Below are 17321 nucleotides of genomic sequence, written 5' to 3'. Positions count from 1 at the left end.
GCCTTAGTTCGGGGTGGCGCCGGGGAAGCCGGCGGCGGACGGGCCGCCGAACGGATCCTTGGTGCCCGGCAGCGGCGCGGCGCGGATGGTGCGGCTGCTGGAGGCCGGGTCACGGACCTCCTGCGTGCCGCCGGCGCGGGCCGGCTGGTTGGCCTGGGCCGAGCCGGCGCGGCGCTCGGCCTCCCAGGCGGCTTTCTTGGCCGGATCCCACATCGGCGCGGGACGCTCCAGGACGCCTTGCTTGCCGCAGGCCGCAGCGGTCAGGGCGAGCGCCGCCAGGGCGATCAGGGTGACGGGACGCCCAAAGCTCTTCTTAAAGCGGGTCATGCGAGCACTTCCTTCCAACGCGCGATCTGGGCGCGGACCTGGGCGGGAGCCGTCCCACCATAGCTCATGCGGCTGGCCGCTGAGGCGGCCGGAGTCAGAACGGCATAGACGTCCTGGGTGATCCGCGACTCGATCGCCTGGAACTGCTCCAGGGAAAGATCCGCCAGGTCGACGCCAAGGGTTTCAGCCGCCTTCACGGCCGAGCCTGTCACGTGGTGCGCGTCGCGGAAAGGCATGTTCAGCGTCCGCACCAGCCAGTCGGCCAGGTCCGTGGCGGTCGAGAAGCCCGCGCCGGCGGCCTTGGCCATGGTCTCGGTGTTCGGCGTCAGGTCGGCGACCATGCCGGCCATGGCCAGCAGGCTCAGTTCGAGAGCGTCGAAGGCCTCGAAGGTCGGGACCTTGTCCTCCTGCATGTCCTTCGAATAGGCCAGCGGCAGGCCCTTCATGACCACGGTCAGGGTGGTCAGAGAGCCCAGGATGCGGCCGACCTTGGCGCGGATCAGCTCGGCGGCGTCCGGGTTCTTCTTCTGCGGCATGATCGAGCTGCCGGTCGTGAAGGCGTCGGTCAGCTTGATGAAGCCGAACATCGGCGTCGTCCACAACACGATCTCCTCGGCCAGGCGCGACAGATGCGTGGCGGTGATCGAGGCGGCCGACAAAGCTTCCAGGGCGAAGTCGCGCGCCGAGACGCTGTCCAGCGAGTTGGCGGTCGGGCGATCGAAACCCAGGGCCGTCGCCGTCTGCTGGCGATCGATCGGGAAGGGCGAGCCGGCCAGGGCGGCCGCGCCCAGGGGGCACTCGTTCATGCGGGCCCGGGCGTCGCGGAACCGGCTGGCGTCGCGGCCGAACATCTCGACATAGGCCATCAGGTGGTGGCCGAAGGTCACCGGCTGGGCGGGCTGCAGGTGGGTGAAGCCCGGCATCAGGGCGTCGGCATAGGTCTCGGCCTGGGCCAGCAGCGCCTTCTGCAGCGCTTCCAGCTGATCGGCGGACCGGTCGGCGGCGTCGCGGACCCACAGGCGGAAGTCGAGCGCCACCTGGTCATTGCGCGAGCGGGCGGTGTGCAGGCGACCGGCGGCCGCGCCGATCATCTCGCGCAGCCGCGCCTCGATGTTCATGTGGATGTCTTCGTACTCGTCGCGGAACGGGAAGGTCCCGGTCAGCAGCTCGTCCTCGATCCGCGCGAGGCCGCCGAGGATTTCCTCGCCATCGCTGCTTGAAATCACGCCCTGGTTCATCAACATCCGCGCGTGGGCGCGGGAGCCTGCCAGGTCCTGCGCCCAAAGGCGCTTGTCGAAGCCGATGGAGACGTTGATCGCCTGCATCAGTTCCGCCGGCTTGGCCGTGAACCGACCGCCCCACATGGCTTGACCCTGGCCCTTGGCGGGCTTGGGCGTATTGGAGGCGTTGTCGGTCATATGAACGAAGTCCACTCGGTCGAAGACGGTAAGGCCGCGCCGAAGCGCAACCCGTTGCAATGGGCGATCCTGGGCGTCGCCCTGGTGGGCGTCGCGGCGGTTCTATACGTCATCGCCACCGCTTCGTTCAAACCCTCTGGTCCCGCCAACCTCACAGAATTCAAGAAGGGGACGCTGGAAAAGCTCGATGTGCCGGCCCAACCGCGCGCCGCGCCGACCACGGTGTTCACCAGCCTGGACGGCAAGCCGGCCACCCTGGCCGACTTCAAGGGGCGGGTGGTGGTCATGAACCTGTGGGCCACCTGGTGCGCGCCCTGCAAGGCCGAGATGCCGACCCTGGCCAAGCTGCAGGCCGCCTATGCGACCCAGCCGGTCACCGTGCTGCCGATCAGCGTGGACCGCGACAGCGACCTGAACCTCGTCAACGAGGAGATGGCCGCCAACCCGCCGCTGAAGACGTATCGGGATCCGGGCTACAAGCTCTCGTTCGCCATGGAACCGCGTGCGGCCGGCTATCCGACCACGGTGATCTACGACCGCCAGGGCCGCGAGCGCGCGCGGATGGCCGGCCCGGCCGACTGGTCCGGCCCCGAGGCGCGCGGCATCGTCGAGAAGCTGCTGGCCGAGAAGTGATCGATCCCGCGATCCTTGAGCCCCTGGCCGACGACGCCTGGCCGGCTCGCGAGCGGGCCCGGCTGGGCGGGTGGCGGCTGAACGCGTCGTCTGGCCGCTCGATGCGGATCAACGCCTGCTGGCCGCTGGCGGCGCCGGACCGCGATCCGGAAGAGGCGCTGGACGCCGTCGAGGCCTGGTTCGCCGCGCGCGGCTTGCCGCCGCGCTTCAAGCTGACCGACGGTGTCTTCGCGCCGAGCGACCTGCCCGAGCGCCTGGCCGCCCGAGGCTATGCGCCCTGCAAGGAAACCGTGGTCATGCTGGGCCCGACGGGCGGGGAGGGTGATCCCGCCGTCCGCGTCGCCGCCGCGCCGGACGCGACCTTCGAGGCCGTCTTCACCGCCACCGCCGGCGATCCGGAGGACGGCCGCGAACGTCTGGAGGCCCTCGGCCGCATCCCGCCGCCGGCTCGGTTCGCGCGGCTCGACATCGACGGGGCCGCCGCCGCGATCGGGGCCAGCGCCGTCGGCGGTGGTTTCGTCGGCGTCTTCGGCATGCGCACCGCGCCCGACCATCGCCGCAAGGGCCTGGCGCGCCGGGTGCTGCGGGCCCTGCTGGCCGAGGCGAAGGGGTTGGGCGCCGAGCGCGCCTGGCTGCAGGTCGAGGCCGACAACGCCGCGGCCATCGCCCTCTACGCCGACGAAGGCTTCGAGCCCGCCTATCTCTATCGCTACTGGACCCGCTGAAGGCTGAGGTCGCCGTCCGGCATCGGTGCGAAATCGAGGTCATGGCAGACAAGTTTACAAAACAAACTTGTTGATGCATGGTGCGGCCACCTTCAGAGGGGAGCCAAGTCCATGCACGCGCCACTCAGCGCCTCCGAACGATCGACCATCGCCCAGATCGGCGGCCGCAACGCCCCGATCGGCGCCCTGCGCGCCTTCGTCACCCTGCTGGTGATCGCCCACCACGCGGTGCTGACCTATCACCCGTACGCGCCGGTCCCGAAGGCGTTCGGCGCCACGCCGATCCTGTGGACGGCCTTTCCGGTCGTGGACCCGCAGAGGTTCGGCGGCTTCGGGATCCTGACCCTGGTCAACGATCTCTTCTTCATGTCGCTGATGCTCTTCATCTCGGGGCTGTTCGTCGCCGACGGGCTGAAGGCCAAGGGCGCGGGCGGCTTCCTGAAGAGCCGGGCCGTGCGCCTGGGCGTCCCCTTCATCCTCGGCGCGGGGCTATTGGCCCCCCTGGCCTATTTCCCAGCCTGGCTGCAGGCGGGCGGCGCGCCGTCGCTCCCGGCCTTCGCCGAGGCCTGGACGCACCTGCCGTTCTGGCCCAGCGGTCCGGCCTGGTTCCTGTGGGTGCTGCTGGCGTTCGGCGCGATCGTCACAGCCGCGCATGCGCTGTTTCCCGGCCTGACCGACGCGCTGGGCCGCCTGGCCAAGGGCGCGGAGGCCAAGCCGGCCCGGTTCTTCTGGGGCCTCGCGATCGCCAGCTTCCTGGTTTACCTGCCGCTGGTGATGACCACACCCTTTGGTCACTGGACCATGGTCGGACCGTTCCTGGTCCAGACCGCCCGGATCGGCCACTACTTCGTCTACTTCCTGGCCGGGATCGCCGTCGGCGCGGCCGGCGTCGGCTTCGGCTTGACCGATCCGGAAGGCAAGCTGGCCAAGCGCTGGTGGCTCTGGCAGATCGCGCCGACCGTGCCGATCATCTGCATCGTGGCCGTCATGATCATGGCCTTCTCGCCGAACCCGCCGCCTCGGGTGTTGCTGGACGTGTTCGGCAGCGTGATGTTCGCCCTGTCCTGCGCCACCCTGTCGTTCGCGGCCCTGGCGACGGTCCTGCGCTTCGTCCGCAAGACCGGTCCGATCGGCGCCAGCCTGCAGGCCAACGCCTACGGCATGTACTTGACCCACTATGTCTTCACCGCCTGGTTGGGCTGGATGCTGCTGCCGCAGCAGTGGGGCGGCCTGGCCAAGGGCGTGGCGGTGACGCTGGGCGCGATCGTGCTCAGCTGGATCCTGACGATGGCGCTGCGCCGCATGCCGCTGTTGGGACGAATCCTATGACCCGGCATGATGGCCGCGAGGGAGCCCGCGCATGAACGACAAGCTGAAGACGGCCCAGGACGACCTGGCTTTCCTGCGCGGCCTGGCCGAAGGCGGCAACGAGCGGGGCGGGCTGGGCGTGGCCGGCGGCGCGCTCTACGGTTCGGCCGGCGTGCTCTACGGCGTCCAGACCCTGAGTTATTTCGTCCAGGAGAAAGGCCTGCTGAGCCTGGGGACGACCGGGAACATCGTGATGGCCTGGGGGCCGACGGTGATCTTCCTGATCCTGATGACCATCGTCATCATCATCGATCGCAAGAACCCCCAGCGCGGCGTCACCAACCGCGCCGTCAACGCCGCCTTCTCGGGGACGGGCATCGCCAACCTGGCCCTGGTCGTGGTCTTCGCCTCGGCCGCCGCGCGCAACCACGACTTCCGCTACTGGCTTTTCCATCCGGCGGTGGTGTTCATCCTCCAGGGCGCGGTCTGGTACGTGATCTTCGTGCTGCGCAAGCGGATCTGGATGGCGCTGGTCGCCATCGGCTGGCTGGTGTCGGGCGTGGCCATGGGGATGCTGATCCATCGCGCGGACCTCTATCTGGCGATCGCGACCTTCGGCCTCTTCGCGTTCATGGGAGCCCCGGGCTTCTTCATGATGCGCCAGGCCATGCGGCCGGCCGCCTGAGACGATCGTGGCCCCCAAGTTCGACATCAGCGGGCTGGACGACGTCATCCATGGCCGGGTGCGGCTGGGGATCGTCGCCTATCTGGCCAGCGCCGAGGTGGCTGACTTCACCGAGCTCAAGGATCTGCTGGAGCTCACTCAGGGCAATCTGTCGGTCCACCTGCGCAAGCTGGAGGAGGCGGGCTATGTGGCCATCGACAAGAGCTTCGTCGGCCGCAAGCCCCTGACGCGGGTGCGCCTGACCGAGACGGGCAGGGCGGCGTTCGCCAGCTACCTGAAGGCCATGGGCCAGTTGGTGGAGCAGGCCGGCGGCGGGAGCTAGAAGCCCAGCTCCGCGCGAAGCGCCTCCGGCGTCATCCCTTCCGCCCGCAGTTCGCGCAGCGTTTGCGCCTTGTCGCGCTTGGCGTAGCGCTTGCCGTCCGGGCCGACGAGGAGGCCGTGATGGCGATAGGTCGGGGTCGGCAGACCCAGCAGGGCCTGCAGCAGGCGCTGGATATGGGCGGCCTCGAACAGGTCCTGGCCTCGGATGACGTGGGTGACGCCCTGCAGCGCGTCGTCATGGACCACGGCCAGGTGATAGGCGACGCCGACATCCTTGCGCGCCAGGACGATGTCGCCGGCCGTTTCCGGCCTGGCCTGGATCAGGCCGATTTCGCCGTCCGGCCCGGCGCCTTCCTCGACGAAGGTCAGCGCCTCGAAACCGCCCAGCGCCTCGCGCGCCGCGGCCAGCGACAGCCGCCAGGCGAAGGCCTCGCCGCGATCCAGCCGCGCGGTTTCCTCATCGACGGATAGGGGCGCGCCGACATAGGGAACCTGCGGCTCGTGCGGCGCGCGGCCGATGTCGATTTCCTTGCGGGTCTTGAAGCAGCGATAGACGAGGCCGCGCTCGCGCAGGGCCTCGATCGCCGCGTGATAGTCGGCCAGATGCTCGGACTGCCGGCGCGCCGGCGCTTCCCAGGAAAGGCCCAGCCAGGCCAGGTCCTCGAAGATCGCCGCGTCGTACTCGGGCCGGCAGCGGGTGGCGTCGATGTCCTCGATGCGCAGCAGGAACCGGCCGTCGGCGGCTTGAGCGGCCTGGAAAGCCGTGAGGGCCGAGAAGGCGTGGCCGCGATGCAGATAGCCCGTCGGTGACGGGGCGAACCGGGTGACGAAGCCCACGCTGGCCTCAGTCCCGGTCGGAGAACTTCGCGAACATGCCCAGGTGCTCGAACACGGCGCGGAGAAAGGCCTCCTCACCGCCCAGCAACGCCTTCAGCGGGGCGAACTGCTTGAAGCTGATCATCTCGGCCAGGCCATGGCCGGCGCACCAGGCGGCGATCGTCGCCAGCTCCAGGTCGATGTCGGTGACCTGGCCGCCGCCGTTCTCGTTGATCGTGTCGCGGACCTGGCAGTAGGCGCCGTCGTCCTTCAGCTGGTCGGGCAGGGCGTCCTTGTCGCGCGAGCGGTCGTACATCACGCGATAGAGGGCCGGGTTGTCGCGGGCGAAGCAGACATAGGCCACGCCCAGATTGGTCATCCGGGTCCGGCCTTCCTGCGCGGCGGCGCGGGCCTTGGAGAGGGCCAGGTCCAGCTCGTGCCAGCCCTCGTGGGCCACGGCCTCCAGCAGCTCGTTCTTGTCCTTGAAATGGTGATACGGCGCGGCGGGACTGACCCCGGCCTCGCGCGCCACCGCCCGCAGGGACAGCGCCGCCGGACCCTCGGTCTCGAGAATCTTGCGCGCGGCGTCGATCAAGGCGCGGCTCAGGTCGCCGTGGTGATAGGGGCGGGTTTCGGCGGTGGCGGTGCTCATCGTCCCTCACTGTAACAGCACCTTTCTAAATTTTCATCCAAACGCTGTAAAGATCATCTTGACGGCGTTTAGATACATGCTATCTAAGCATCGTCCAGATTGGCTCGCCGGCACGGCGGCCAATGACCCATCGGGGGTTTGGGCAACAAAAGAGAGGGACTATCGCCATGCAACGCACGCTCAACGCCTTTGAAACCGCCTTCGACCGCCTGGCCGCCGGCTATTTTCTCGTGATCGCTCTGGGCCTCGCCGCCGCCGTCGCCGGCGTGACGCTGTAAGGACCGATTGCTCGTGACCGGCGGGCTGACCCTTCTGATCCCCCAGAAGTCGCCCGCCGCCGCGTTCGGTCCCGCCTTGAACCCTTCGGGGAGCGGAGCTAACCAGACCAGGACGCGTTAGGCCCTCGACGCCATTCATCCGTACGCGTCGCAGGCTTTCCCCATGTTCCAAGACATCTACCGACCATGAGCGTCGCCTTCACCAAGGAGGGCGACAGCGAAGCTTTCGCGGCCGATCTGCCCGATCGCCCGATCTCCACCCATCCCAATCTCGTCACGCCCGAGGGCCTGGCCCAGATCGAGGCCGAGCTGGCCGCCGCGCGCGCCGCCTATTCCTCGGCCCAGAGCGCCGGCGGGGCGGCCGATGGCGATCGCACGGCCATGGCCCGCGCCACGCGCGACCTGCGCTACTGGTCGGCCCGCCGCGCCACCGCCCAGCTGCTGGAACGCGATCCCGCCAAGACCGTCGTGCAGTTCGGCGACCGCGTGACCTTCGAGCGCGAAGACGGCCGCGTGCAGACCTTCCGCATCGTGGGCGAGGACGAGGCCGATCCGGCCAAGGGCTCGGTCTCCTATGTCGCCCCGATCGCCCGCGCCCTGCTGGGTAAGGTCGTCGGCGACGTCTCGCCCGCGCCTGGCGGCGAAGTCGAGATCACCGCGATCGCATAGTTCAGCAAGTTCCGGATTGTCATTCCAGCCAAGCTGCCCCACCTGCGAACCATGTTCGTTCCGCCGACCGCCGAAGCGCTGCTTCAGGCCCGAAAGCATCTGGCCGCCCTCGATCCCGCCCTCGCGGCGATGGAGGCCGTCACGCCGCCCTTCGCCTGGCGCGTCGCCCAGGGCGGTTTTCCGGGCCTTCTCAAGATGGTGGTGCAGCAGCAGGTCTCGCTGGCCTCGGCCGCCGCCATCTGGGCGCGGGTCGAGACGGGCCTGCCTGAGATGACGCCCGAGCGGGTGATGGATCATGACCAGGCCTATCTGCTGTCGCTGGGCCTCTCGCGGCCCAAGGCCCGCTACGCCCACGCCCTGGCCGAGGCCCACGTCACCGGCGCATGCGATTTCGACGCCCTGCCGGGCCTGTCCGACGACGAGGCCGTCGCGGCCCTGACCGCCATCACCGGCATCGGTCGCTGGACCGCCGAGGTCTATCTGATGTTCACCCAAGGGCGCATGGACATGTTCCCCGGCGGCGACGTCGCCCTGCAGGAGGCCATGCGCTGGGCCGACAAGGCCGAGGTCCGGCCGAACGAGAAACAGGCCTACAGCCGCGCCGAGCTCTGGCGGCCCTATCGGGGCGTGGCCGCCCACCTGCTGTGGGCCTGCTACGGCGCCGTCAAACGCCGCGAGATCGCGCCTTTTTGAAACCCGTCAACGAGATGTCTTGGTTCTGTCGCTGACTCGGATCATCCTTTCCTTGCGTTCGGGAATGGATGGCGATTCCCAGAATTGCGTAGGAAGGAGGCCCGTCTTCAGTCCTGTCGCGTGTTTCATCAGCCGAGGCTTGGCGCGTTCTCGCGTCCGTCTTGAGGGGGGGATCTGATGCAGGTCCTCACGCGCCCACCATCCGGCATGCCGGCTCTCGTGCTCAACGCGGACTTCCGGCCGCTCAGCTACTATCCGCTTTCCCTCTGGCCGTGGCAGGAGGTGATCAAGGCGGTTTTCCTGGACCGCGTCGACGTCGTCGCGACCTACGACCAGGTGGTCCATTCGCCGTCGTTCGAGATGAGGCTGCCCAGCGTCGTGTCGCTGAAGCAGTACGTCCCGCAGGAGCGTCCGCCAGCCTTCACCCGCTTCAACCTGTTCCTTCGCGACGCCTTTAGCTGCCAGTATTGCGGCTCGCCCGAGGACCTGACGTTCGACCACGTGATCCCGCGCTCGCGGGGCGGTCGCACGACCTGGGAGAATATCGTCACCGCCTGCGCGCCCTGCAATCTGAGCAAGGGCGGCCGCACGCCGCGCGAGGCGGGCATGCAGCCCTTCCACCACGCCCGCCGCCCGTCGATGCACGAGCTGCAGGAGCGGGGACGTCGGTTCCCGCCCGGCCGCCTGCACGTCAGCTGGCTGGACTATCTATATTGGGACATCGAGCTGGAGGCTTAGGGAGCGCCGCGCTCCAGATAGCAAAACGGCCCGGGCTGGCGTTTTGAGGAATGGCAATCCCGGGCCGTCGGCTATGAGGCGGAAGGGGATCTGACCGCCAAGCTGACCCTAAAATGCAGTCTTACGGCGAAGGTTCCAGGCCCTGCCGTAAAAATATTTCAACGCGGACACACAACGCCAGGGCGATGCAACCCTAACCTCGGCCGGTGGGTTTCTATACCGAGGCAACAGCCACGGGAGACACGCCATGAACCGACCCACCACAGAGGGCGGCGACCAACGCCACTTCACGCACGGGACGTCCGCGTCGACGGCCGACATGGCCGCCGAGGGCCGGATCCGGGAAGAGGACAAGCACATCGACGCGCCCCACGCGCGCGAAGCCAAGCGGCCCCTCCAGGAAGGCGAAAAGCACGACCAGCTGGCCGCCAAGGTGGCCAAGTCCGAGAGCCGCCAGGAGGCCTTGCTCGACGAGGGCCTGGAAGAGAGCTTCCCGGGCAGCGACCCGGTCAGCGTCAAGCGTATTACCTGATGTGACGGGGGAAGCGACGCGCGGCGCGTTCGGCGAAGCTGAGCGCCCGTTCCTTCGCTTCCTCCGCGGCCGCCGCGGGCTCGAAGGTCTTGGCTTGGCGAAGGCTGACCTGGCGACGGTCGGCGGCGGCGATCTGGGCGAAGGTCAGGTCACCCTGCACCCGGGCGGTTCGGCGGATCGTCTCGGTCATGCTGACGGCATAGACCGCCAGGATTCCGCCCGCGTCAGCCAGCCAGTCAAAGACGCTGGCGCTACGACTGTCGAAGAGTTGGGCCGCCTCGATGGCCCCGCCCAGCACCAGGGCGGCGATCGTCAGGTCGGCCCGGCGCATGCGGGGGAAGGCCAGGAACGCGATGGCCAGCAGACCGCCGAACGCGATGGCGTGGGCGGCCTTGTCGCTGAGACCGAAGATTTGCTCGGCCCCCTGGAACGGACCCAGGGTCAGCACCGTCACGGCCAGAGACCCGACCAGCAGCGCGAGGCGCGCGGCGGTGACGAAATGGACGGGCTTGAGCATGGATGCGAACTCCGGAGGATATCCCTCCTAGCGGCCAAGATCGCGCCATCCGGTAAACCGACAGGGTTAGCGAGAGGTCACCCGGCGCATCCGCCTTCCTGGACGTAGAGCCCAGGAAGGCAAGATGACCGGTCCTATTTCTTGGCGGCCGCTTCAGCTTCCGCCTTCTTCTTGGCTTCCGCCGCGGCCTTGTCGGCGTCGTCCTTGGCCTTCTTCCAGGCCTGGAACGCTTCGACATAGGGCTGGCGCCGCAGGATCTTGGAGGCCGGGTCGACGATCACCGGCACGGCGTCGCCAACGGTCACGCGACCCGTTCCGTCGGCCATCGGCACGGTGACCACCTTGCCGCCGACCTTGACCTCCACCGGCATCGGGAACGGCTTGCCGCTCGGGGTCTTCCAGCGCAGCGCCAGATCGCCGCCCTCGCGGGTTTCGACCAGTTCGGGCGGCATGGCCTGGTAGAGATAGGCGTCGAAGAACCAGCCATAGTCCTTGCCGGTCACGTCGTTGACGATCTTCACATAGTCCTTGGTGCCCAGATAGCGCGGGCTGAAGTTGCCCGGCTTGGGATCGTCGCGGCCGTAGATGGCGATGCGGGTGATCTTGAAGAACGCCTCGTCGCCGACCAGCATGCGCAGGGTGTGCAGCACGTTCGAAGCCTTGGCGTAGATGTCGTTCCCCGGGCCGCGATCGGCGTTGTAGACCTCGTCCTCCTTGAGCGCGCGGCCCGAGACGATCGGGTACTTGTTGCGGGTTCCCAGGCGCTGGCCGTTCAGGCGCGCCATGTACTCCATGTCGCCATGCAGCCACTGCGAATAGAGCGGCTGCATGTAGCTGCCATAGCCCTCGTGCAGCCACATGTCGTCGTTGTCGACGTCGGTCAGCTGGTTGCCGAACCACTCGTGGGCGAACTCGTGCTGCAGCAGCCAGTCGAAGCCCCAGCCGTCCAGCGCGTAGTTGTTGCCGTAGGCGTTGATGGTCTGGTGCTCCATGCCCAGGTGCGGGGTCTCGACCACGCCCATCTTCTCGTCGCGGAACGGGTAGGGACCGATCATCGCCTCGTAGAAATCGAGCATCGGCGCGAACTCGGCGAACAGGCCCTTGGCCTTCTCGGTCCGGCTCTTCAGGTGCCAGAACGTCATCGGGAAGCTGTCGCCGTAGCGGCTCTTGTAGGTGGCGGTCAGCTCCTCATAGGGGCCGACATCCAGGGCGATGGCGTAGGTGTTGGGGTTCCTGGCCTGCCAGTTGTAGGTCCGCCAGCCATCCTTCTCGGTCATGCCCTTGAAGGCGCCGTTGGCCGGGGCGACCAGCGGAGCGGGGACGGTGATGTGCAGGTCGACCAGCTTGGGCTCGCCCGTGGGATAGTCGATGCACGGCCAGAAGAGGTCGCAGCCGTCGCCTTGGACGGCCGTGGCGATCCAGGGCTCGCCGGTCTCGGTCTTGGCCCAGACGAAGCCGCCGTCCCAGGGCGCGCGCTTGGCCTCGTGCGGGACGCCGTCATAGGTGACGGCCAGCTTCACCTGCTTACCCTTGGCCACCTTCTTGGGCAGGGTGATGGTCAGGCGGCCCTCGGGATTGCTCCAGGCGGTGGGCTTCAGAGCCTTGCCGTCAATCGTCAGCTTGCGGATCGAGAAGACCCGGTCGAAGTCGACGACCAGCTTGTCCAGCGGGGCCTTGGCCGTGAAGGTCAGGGTCGCCTCGCCCTCGATCGCCTTCTTCTCGGGCAGGATCTTGAACTTCAGGTCGGCATGGTCGAAGCCCAGCGCCTGCTGCTCGGCGGGCATCGGGCCGCCGGTCTCGAGGCTGAGATCGCTGGTCTTCAGAGGCTCCTGGGCCAGCGCCTGGGCGGCGGACAGGGCCAGGATCGACGCCGCGCAGGCGGCGAGGGTGCGGATACGGAACGACAAGCGGACGACTCCCCAACGCAAGAATTGCTTGGGCGTATCGGTAGGCTCCCGACGGACGGGCGCCAAGAGTGCGAAGCTTTCGCTTAGATCTTCTCGCTGATCTTGATCGCGGCGCGGCAGCCGGCCTGGATGACCGCGGTCAGCAGCGGATAGCCCGCCGCCTCGTGCGCGCCTTCCTCGACCGCGAGGTCGCGATGGGCCAGTTCGTCGTCGCGAAACTGAGTCAGTTCGGCGGCGAGCGCCGGATCGCGATCCTTCAGTTCCTCGATCTGGCCGGCATAGTGCTTCTCGATGACGTTCTCGACCGCCTCGGTGCAGGCGTGGGCCGCCTTGTCGCCGAGGAGGGCGGTGCCGGCGCCCAGCGCGAAGGCGGCCGCGCGCCAGATCGGCGACATCAGGGTCGGGCGCACGCCGCGCTCGGTCAGCATCTCGTTGAAGCGGGTCAGGTGGACCTGTTCGTGGCCCTCCATCTCCTTCAGCTGGTCGGCGATCCGCTCGCGGCCGGGGCTGGCGCGCATGACCGCCGCCTGGCCGCGATAGATGTGGACGGCGGCCAGCTCGCCGGCCTGGTCGACGCGCAGGATCTCGGCGAGACGAGACGCGAGCGCGCCCTGGCCGGGACGGGGCGGGACCGGGCGGGTCATTAGCCCATCTCTCCCTTGAGCGTCTCCGCCTTGCGCAGGCCGGCCAGGGCCGACCAGACGGCCAGCTTCAGCGAGGCGAGCGCGTTCCAGCCGGCCATCGACAGGCCCAGGAACACCCAGGCGGCCTCGTCGCACATCGGCGGCTTGAGCTTGATTTCACCCTTGAGCATGGCCGAGAGGCTGGCCGCGTCGGCCACGCCGCCGCCCGTGCAGGTCTTCGGACCCGGCCACCATTTCCACTCGACGCCGGCATGGAAGGCCGCGAGGCCCGCGCCGTAGAGGAAGATCGCCCCCAGCAGCAGGTTGGCGGGCAGGCGCAGGCGGGGCCACAGCGGCGTCCGCTGCAGGATGAAGGCGATCAGGCCGACGGTTCCCGCCACCCAGTAGACCTCGCGCTGCTTCAGGCAGAGATGGCACGGGGCGAGGCCGCCGAACTTCTCGAAGCTGTGGGCGATGGCCAGCATCAGGGCGCTGGAGAGGAAGGCGATCAGCGGCCAGTGGCGCGTGACCAGGTCATAGACCCGGGCGATGAAGCCGCTGCTGGCGATCTTGGTCTCTTCATTCGTCATGCGGCGCAAGCTCCACCATGTCCGCCCCCGCCCAGGAAGTGGCTGGCGGTGAGGCCGATGACAAGAAGGGCGATCAAGATTCCGGCGAACAGGGCCAGGCGCCGTTCGACGATCGGCAGCAGGGTGGGGCCGAACTTCTTGATGATGAAGGCCACCAGGAAGAAGCGCGCGCCGCGCGTCACGACCGAAGCGGCGATGAACACCGGGAAGGCGAAGGCGGCCAGGCCCGAGGCGATGGTCACCAGCTTGTAGGGAATGGGGGTCAGGCCCTTGGCCAGGATCACCCAGACGCCGTACTTGGCGTACCAGCACTGGAACTCGGCCAAACCGCCGGCATGGCCGGTCGCGGCCATCATCCACAGGCCGACGTCGCGCAGGAAGTAGCCGATCGCATAGCCCAGCATACCGCCCAGCACCGAGGCGATCGTGCAGATCAGGGCGTAGCGCCAGGCCTTCTCAGGCCGCGCCAGGCACATCGGGGCCAGCATCACGTCCGGCGGGATCGGGAAGAACGAGCTCTCGGCGAACGAGACGACGAACAGGCTCTTCGAGGCGTGACGGGAAGCGGCCAGGCCCATGACCCAGTCGTAGAGGCGACGCAGCATGCGGACTCCGAGGAAACTATCGGGTCGTTGCTAGCAGGGGCGCCGGCGCTTGTCCTCCTGGATGTACGACGGCGGCGGCTGATCCGATGAAGAGCGATCAGTAGAACCGCCGAACAGCGGGACGCATCGTCGGATTTGGATTTTCGGCGTTTCGTGGCTATCACCGCCGGCCAGACACGGGCCGCGCGGCCCAGACCGAAAGCCGAGACCATGAGCGACACGCCTCCCGACCGCCTCTCCGTCAATCCCGACAGCCCGCACTACGACGCCGACCTGCTGGAGCGCGGCATCGGCATTCGCTTCAAGGGCGTCGAGAAGACCAATGTCGAGGAGTACTGCATCAGCGAGAAGTGGGTCCGCGTCGCCGCGGGCAAGACCATGGACCGCAAGGGCAATCCGATGACGATCAAGCTGCAGGGCGACGTCGAGGCCTATTTCCGCGACACGGCCGAAGGCGAAGGCTGAGGCCTGGCCCGGTGAGCGATCCGGTCAACGATCCCGACCTCGAGGCGATGGCGCGCGACGAGCTTTCGCGCGCCGTGACCCTGCGCTGGCAGGACCTGAAGGGCATCGTCCCCTGGGGCGATACCTTCGAGGGCATCTCGCCGGCCGGTCGCTATGTCGAGGTCGAGCGCAGCTACATCTGGGCTTCGGATGAGGGCGGCGACATCCTCTGCGAGGTGACCGTCTATGGCGGGCCGTCGCGTTACGACCAGGGCGCGCGGGTCACCCGCTTGATTCCCCGCGCCGGATCATAAGAACGCCGATCAGAGAGGCGAGACGGCTATTCTCTGCCCAAGGGGCGTGCGAAGCTGCGCCTTCGTTCGAGCCAGCTCGCCGCGCCGTTTGAGGCGAAGGCGAGGGACGCTCACAACAAGAATCAGCTTGGGTCGCAACGCCGAGGCCCGAAAAGCGAAATCGACTGGCGAAGGCTGCTCCTTCGAGGCGGCCGCGCCTGGGAGGACGAAAGGAAGGGACATGACCGCGACTGTGTCTCCGATCACGTCTGGCACCCCCGAAACGCCCGAGACGGGCGTCAGCCTCATCGATTACGTCCCCTATCGCCTGGCCACGGCCTCGGCGGCGGTCAGCCGGCTGATCGCCCGCGCCTATGAGGACCGCTTCGGCCTGACCATCCCGCAATGGCGGCTGATGTCGGTGCTGGCCGAGGGCAACCTGACCCAGCACACGGCGGTGACCCGCACGGCCATGGACAAGGTCCGGGTCAGCCGCGCCGCCCAGGAGCTGGTCGTCCGTCGCCTGGTCGCCCGCACGACCGTGCGCTCGGATCGCCGTTCGCACACCCTGGAACTGACGGCCGCCGGCCGTCGCCTGTTCGCCGAGATCGCGCCCCTGGCTCTGGCCTATGAGGCGACCCTGCTGGCGGGCCTGGCCCCCAACGAGGTGGCGATGTTCAAGCGCCTGCTCGACCACCTCGAGACCGCCGCCATCCAGCTGACCGGCGGCGAGACGATCAGTCCGCCCTAGCGGCGGCTTCGTAAACCGCTCGCGCGATCGCCCTCGCCAGGCAGTCGGCCGCCGCCGCGCCGATGCGCGCGCGCTGAATTCCCCGCATCGGACCATCGCCCAGCGCAACCGCGCCCGAGGCCAGGGCGAAGACGACGTCTCCGTCGAAAGGCGTATGCGACGGCCGTACGGCCCGGGCCATGCCGTCGTGCGCCATCATCGCCATCCGCTGGGCCTCGGCGGTGGTGAGATCGGCGGTGGTCGCGACCAAGGCCAGGGTGGTGTTGGCGCCGGCCTTCAGGCGGGCGGCCAGTTTGGAATCGTCCGGGATGGGTTCGACCACGGGCGGCATGGGGCCGGGCCGCTTGCCGCCGAACTCGCCGTCGATCTCGAACGGCCAGGCCCAGAAGGTCTCGCCGTCCGGCATGTAGGGCGAGCCGACCGGATTGGCCGCCACCAGCGCCCCGACGATCAAGCCGTCGCCCAGGTCCAGCGACGCCGAACCGAGCCCGCCCTTGCGGATCCCGGCCATGGCGCCGCGCCCCGCGCCGAACGAGCCCAGCGGGAAATTCTCGCCGGCCGCCTCGACCGCCCTCATGCCCAGGTCGCGATAGGGCGGGGAGAGGCCCCAGGCCTTGTCGCCGCCGTTGCCCAGGTCGTGCAGCGCCGCCGCCGGCACGATCGGAATGGCGGGCGTGCCTTCCGCGATCCTCAGGCCCCGGTTGCTGACCGAAAGCGCGATCGCCGCCCCATCGGCCGCGCCCAGGCCGAACACCGAGCCGCCCGAGAAGCAGATCGCATGGGCCTTAGAGAAGCTGTTCTCGGGCCGCAGGGTGTCGGTCTCCCGCACCGCCGGCCCGCCGCCGCGCACGTCGACCGCCGCCGTCCAGGCGTCGGGGCAGAGGATGACGGTCACGCCGGTCCTCACGGCCTCGTCCTCGACGCAGCCCACCAGCAGGCCCGGGACGTCGGTGATCAGGTTGCGAGGGCCGGGCGTGAGCATTGAGAATCTCCGTGTGGAGCAATGCTAAACCTGCCGCCGCAAGACTGGAATTCGCTCCCGACGCCTGCTAGGAAGACCACCCTTCGCGAAGGCGAAGCACGCGGGCGTGGTGAAACTGGTAGACGCGCCGGACTCAAAATCCGGTTCCGAAAGGAGTGTCGGTTCGACCCCGACCGCCCGCACCATCTTTTCTTCTGAATTCAGAGGCGCGTGCTCGCGCCGACCCGGTCGATCAGGCCGCGCAGCAGCGTGCGCCCCTTCGTCCACGCCCCATGCCCCGAGTCGACATTGATGTGCCCGGCGCGGCCCAGGTCGACGAACTCCGCGCCCCAGCCGCTGGCGAAGGCTTTGGCGCGCTCGATCTCGACATAGGGGTCGTCGCGGCTGGCCACGACCAGGCTAGGGAAGGGCAGGCGCTGGCGGGGGATCGGCGAAAAGCCGACCAGCAGGCGGCCGGCCGGGCCTTCTCGATTGACGTCGGCCGGCGCCACCAGCATCGCCCCGCCCACGCCGCGTCCGCCCGTGACCTGGGCGAAGTGGGCGATCAGGGCGCAGCCCAGGCTGTGAGCGACCAGGATGGCGCCGGGCCGCCGCCGCACCGCTTCGGCCAGGCTGATCGTCCAGTCGCCCAGCAGCGGGCGCTCCCAGTCCTGCTGGTCGACGCGCTCGGCGTTCGGCAGCTCGCGCTGCCAGTGCGATTGCCAGTGGTCGGGACCGGAATTGTAGAGGCCGGGCACGATCAGGATCGGCGGACCGTTGTGGCCGTCGCCATAGGAACGCGCGGGCTCGAAGGCCGAAGGTGGGTGCATCATCA

At 68.5% G+C, this 17321-nt stretch carries 24 protein-coding genes and 1 tRNA gene; 14 read left to right on the top strand and 11 right to left on the bottom strand.

What is annotated here, in order from left to right; all coding sequences use genetic code 11:
* Window positions 1-3: 3 nt before the first annotated feature.
* Together AC1RRV_RS13690 and argH are read right to left on the bottom strand one after the other, a co-directional pair.
* A complete protein-coding gene (locus AC1RRV_RS13690) occupies window positions 4-345 on the bottom strand; it encodes a hypothetical protein (protein WP_492860204.1) in 342 nt (113 codons plus the stop codon).
* Window positions 324-1745, bottom strand: a complete 1422-nt coding sequence (argH, locus tag AC1RRV_RS13685; RefSeq protein ID WP_492860203.1) for an argininosuccinate lyase — start codon at window positions 1743-1745, stop codon at window positions 324-326. Before argH ends, AC1RRV_RS13690 begins: the two co-directional genes overlap by 22 nt.
* Between argH and AC1RRV_RS13680 the strand changes: the two genes are divergently transcribed.
* The 5 genes from AC1RRV_RS13680 to AC1RRV_RS13660 all read left to right on the top strand — a co-directional run bounded on the left by AC1RRV_RS13680 (window position 1746) and on the right by AC1RRV_RS13660 (window position 5418).
* Complete coding sequence (locus AC1RRV_RS13680; RefSeq protein WP_492860202.1) at window positions 1746-2378, top strand: TlpA family protein disulfide reductase; 633 nt, start codon at window positions 1746-1748, stop codon at window positions 2376-2378.
* Complete coding sequence (locus AC1RRV_RS13675; RefSeq protein ID WP_492860201.1) at window positions 2375-3103, top strand: GNAT family N-acetyltransferase; 729 nt, start codon at window positions 2375-2377, stop codon at window positions 3101-3103. The genes AC1RRV_RS13680 and AC1RRV_RS13675 overlap by 4 nt, the downstream gene beginning before the upstream one ends.
* 111 nt (window positions 3104-3214) lie before the next feature.
* Window positions 3215-4432, top strand: a complete 1218-nt coding sequence (locus tag AC1RRV_RS13670; RefSeq protein WP_492860199.1) for an acyltransferase family protein — start codon at window positions 3215-3217, stop codon at window positions 4430-4432.
* Between the two features lie 31 nt (window positions 4433-4463).
* A complete protein-coding gene (locus AC1RRV_RS13665; RefSeq protein WP_492860198.1) occupies window positions 4464-5096 on the top strand; it encodes a hypothetical protein in 633 nt (210 codons plus the stop codon).
* 7 nt (window positions 5097-5103) lie between these two features.
* A complete protein-coding gene (locus AC1RRV_RS13660; protein WP_492860197.1) occupies window positions 5104-5418 on the top strand; it encodes a winged helix-turn-helix domain-containing protein in 315 nt (104 codons plus the stop codon).
* On the opposite strand, the gene gluQRS is transcribed toward AC1RRV_RS13660, so the two are convergent.
* Together gluQRS and AC1RRV_RS13650 are read right to left on the bottom strand one after the other, a co-directional pair.
* Window positions 5415-6254 (bottom strand): tRNA glutamyl-Q(34) synthetase GluQRS, encoded by an 840-nt coding sequence (gene gluQRS / locus AC1RRV_RS13655; RefSeq protein WP_492860196.1) that lies wholly within the window; start codon window positions 6252-6254, stop codon window positions 5415-5417. The two genes, AC1RRV_RS13660 and gluQRS, sit on opposite strands and share 4 nt — an antisense overlap.
* A 7-nt stretch (window positions 6255-6261) precedes the next feature.
* Window positions 6262-6885, bottom strand: coding sequence for a TetR/AcrR family transcriptional regulator (locus AC1RRV_RS13650; RefSeq protein WP_492860195.1), 624 nt, complete (start codon window positions 6883-6885; stop codon window positions 6262-6264).
* Between the two features lie 167 nt (window positions 6886-7052).
* Here AC1RRV_RS13650 and AC1RRV_RS13645 point away from each other — a divergent pair, with 167 nt between their 5' ends.
* From AC1RRV_RS13645 to AC1RRV_RS13625, 5 genes are all read left to right on the top strand, one after another.
* Window positions 7053-7163: a hypothetical protein gene (locus AC1RRV_RS13645; RefSeq protein ID WP_492860194.1), complete on the top strand. Its 111-nt coding sequence runs from the start codon at window positions 7053-7055 to the stop codon at window positions 7161-7163.
* A 186-nt stretch (window positions 7164-7349) separates the two neighbouring features.
* Complete coding sequence (greA, locus tag AC1RRV_RS13640) at window positions 7350-7832, top strand: transcription elongation factor GreA (RefSeq protein WP_492860193.1); 483 nt, start codon at window positions 7350-7352, stop codon at window positions 7830-7832.
* Between the two features lie 51 nt (window positions 7833-7883).
* The gene (locus tag AC1RRV_RS13635) at window positions 7884-8525 is read left to right on the top strand and encodes a DNA-3-methyladenine glycosylase family protein (RefSeq protein WP_492860192.1); all 642 of its coding nucleotides are present in this window, start codon (window positions 7884-7886) and stop codon (window positions 8523-8525) included.
* A 174-nt stretch (window positions 8526-8699) separates the two neighbouring features.
* On the top strand, window positions 8700-9263 hold the full coding sequence (locus AC1RRV_RS13630) for an HNH endonuclease (RefSeq protein WP_354071289.1): 564 nt from the start codon (window positions 8700-8702) through the stop codon (window positions 9261-9263).
* Between the two features lie 247 nt (window positions 9264-9510).
* The gene (locus AC1RRV_RS13625) at window positions 9511-9795 is read left to right on the top strand and encodes a hypothetical protein (RefSeq protein WP_492860191.1); all 285 of its coding nucleotides are present in this window, start codon (window positions 9511-9513) and stop codon (window positions 9793-9795) included.
* Here the strand turns inward: AC1RRV_RS13625 and AC1RRV_RS13620 are convergent.
* The 5 genes from AC1RRV_RS13620 to AC1RRV_RS13600 all read right to left on the bottom strand — a co-directional run bounded on the left by AC1RRV_RS13620 (window position 9788) and on the right by AC1RRV_RS13600 (window position 14037).
* Window positions 9788-10312, bottom strand: a complete 525-nt coding sequence (locus AC1RRV_RS13620) for a VanZ family protein (protein ID WP_492860190.1) — start codon at window positions 10310-10312, stop codon at window positions 9788-9790. The two genes, AC1RRV_RS13625 and AC1RRV_RS13620, sit on opposite strands and share 8 nt — an antisense overlap.
* A gap of 134 nt (window positions 10313-10446) precedes the next feature.
* On the bottom strand, window positions 10447-12219 hold the full coding sequence (locus tag AC1RRV_RS13615) for a M1 family metallopeptidase (RefSeq protein ID WP_492860188.1): 1773 nt from the start codon (window positions 12217-12219) through the stop codon (window positions 10447-10449).
* Between the two features lie 83 nt (window positions 12220-12302).
* Window positions 12303-12863, bottom strand: coding sequence for a demethoxyubiquinone hydroxylase family protein (locus AC1RRV_RS13610; RefSeq protein WP_492860187.1), 561 nt, complete (start codon window positions 12861-12863; stop codon window positions 12303-12305).
* Window positions 12863-13432 (bottom strand): disulfide bond formation protein B, encoded by a 570-nt coding sequence (locus AC1RRV_RS13605; protein WP_492860186.1) that lies wholly within the window; start codon window positions 13430-13432, stop codon window positions 12863-12865. The genes AC1RRV_RS13610 and AC1RRV_RS13605 overlap by 1 nt, the downstream gene beginning before the upstream one ends.
* Window positions 13429-14037: a YqaA family protein gene (locus AC1RRV_RS13600; protein WP_492860185.1), complete on the bottom strand. Its 609-nt coding sequence runs from the start codon at window positions 14035-14037 to the stop codon at window positions 13429-13431. Before AC1RRV_RS13600 ends, AC1RRV_RS13605 begins: the two co-directional genes overlap by 4 nt.
* A gap of 210 nt (window positions 14038-14247) precedes the next feature.
* On the opposite strand from AC1RRV_RS13600, the gene AC1RRV_RS13595 reads away from it, so the two are divergent.
* From AC1RRV_RS13595 to AC1RRV_RS13585, 3 genes are all read left to right on the top strand, one after another.
* Entirely contained in the window at window positions 14248-14502 is a 255-nt protein-coding gene (locus AC1RRV_RS13595; protein WP_492860184.1) for a DUF3297 family protein, read from the top strand.
* Between the two features lie 47 nt (window positions 14503-14549).
* Window positions 14550-14795 carry a hypothetical protein gene (locus AC1RRV_RS13590; protein ID WP_492860516.1) on the top strand — a complete coding sequence of 82 codons (246 nt, stop codon included), beginning with the start codon at window positions 14550-14552 and terminating at the stop codon, window positions 14793-14795.
* Window positions 14796-15015: 220 nt separating this feature from the next.
* A complete protein-coding gene (locus tag AC1RRV_RS13585) occupies window positions 15016-15525 on the top strand; it encodes a MarR family winged helix-turn-helix transcriptional regulator (protein ID WP_492860183.1) in 510 nt (169 codons plus the stop codon).
* Here the strand turns inward: AC1RRV_RS13585 and AC1RRV_RS13580 are convergent.
* Entirely contained in the window at window positions 15512-16507 is a 996-nt protein-coding gene (locus tag AC1RRV_RS13580) for a P1 family peptidase (RefSeq protein WP_492860182.1), read from the bottom strand. The two genes, AC1RRV_RS13585 and AC1RRV_RS13580, sit on opposite strands and share 14 nt — an antisense overlap.
* A gap of 100 nt (window positions 16508-16607) precedes the next feature.
* On the opposite strand from AC1RRV_RS13580, the gene AC1RRV_RS13575 reads away from it, so the two are divergent.
* Window positions 16608-16692, top strand: a tRNA-Leu gene (locus tag AC1RRV_RS13575).
* Between the two features lie 15 nt (window positions 16693-16707).
* Here the strand turns inward: AC1RRV_RS13575 and AC1RRV_RS13570 are convergent.
* The gene (locus tag AC1RRV_RS13570) at window positions 16708-17316 is read right to left on the bottom strand and encodes an alpha/beta hydrolase (RefSeq protein WP_492860515.1); all 609 of its coding nucleotides are present in this window, start codon (window positions 17314-17316) and stop codon (window positions 16708-16710) included.
* Window positions 17317-17321 lie beyond the last annotated feature (5 nt).

Source organism: Caulobacter sp. GW821-FHT11E10 (assembly GCF_058808375.1).
Note: the sequence above shows the minus strand (reverse complement) of the source record. Positions and strands in the feature narration are given on the sequence as shown.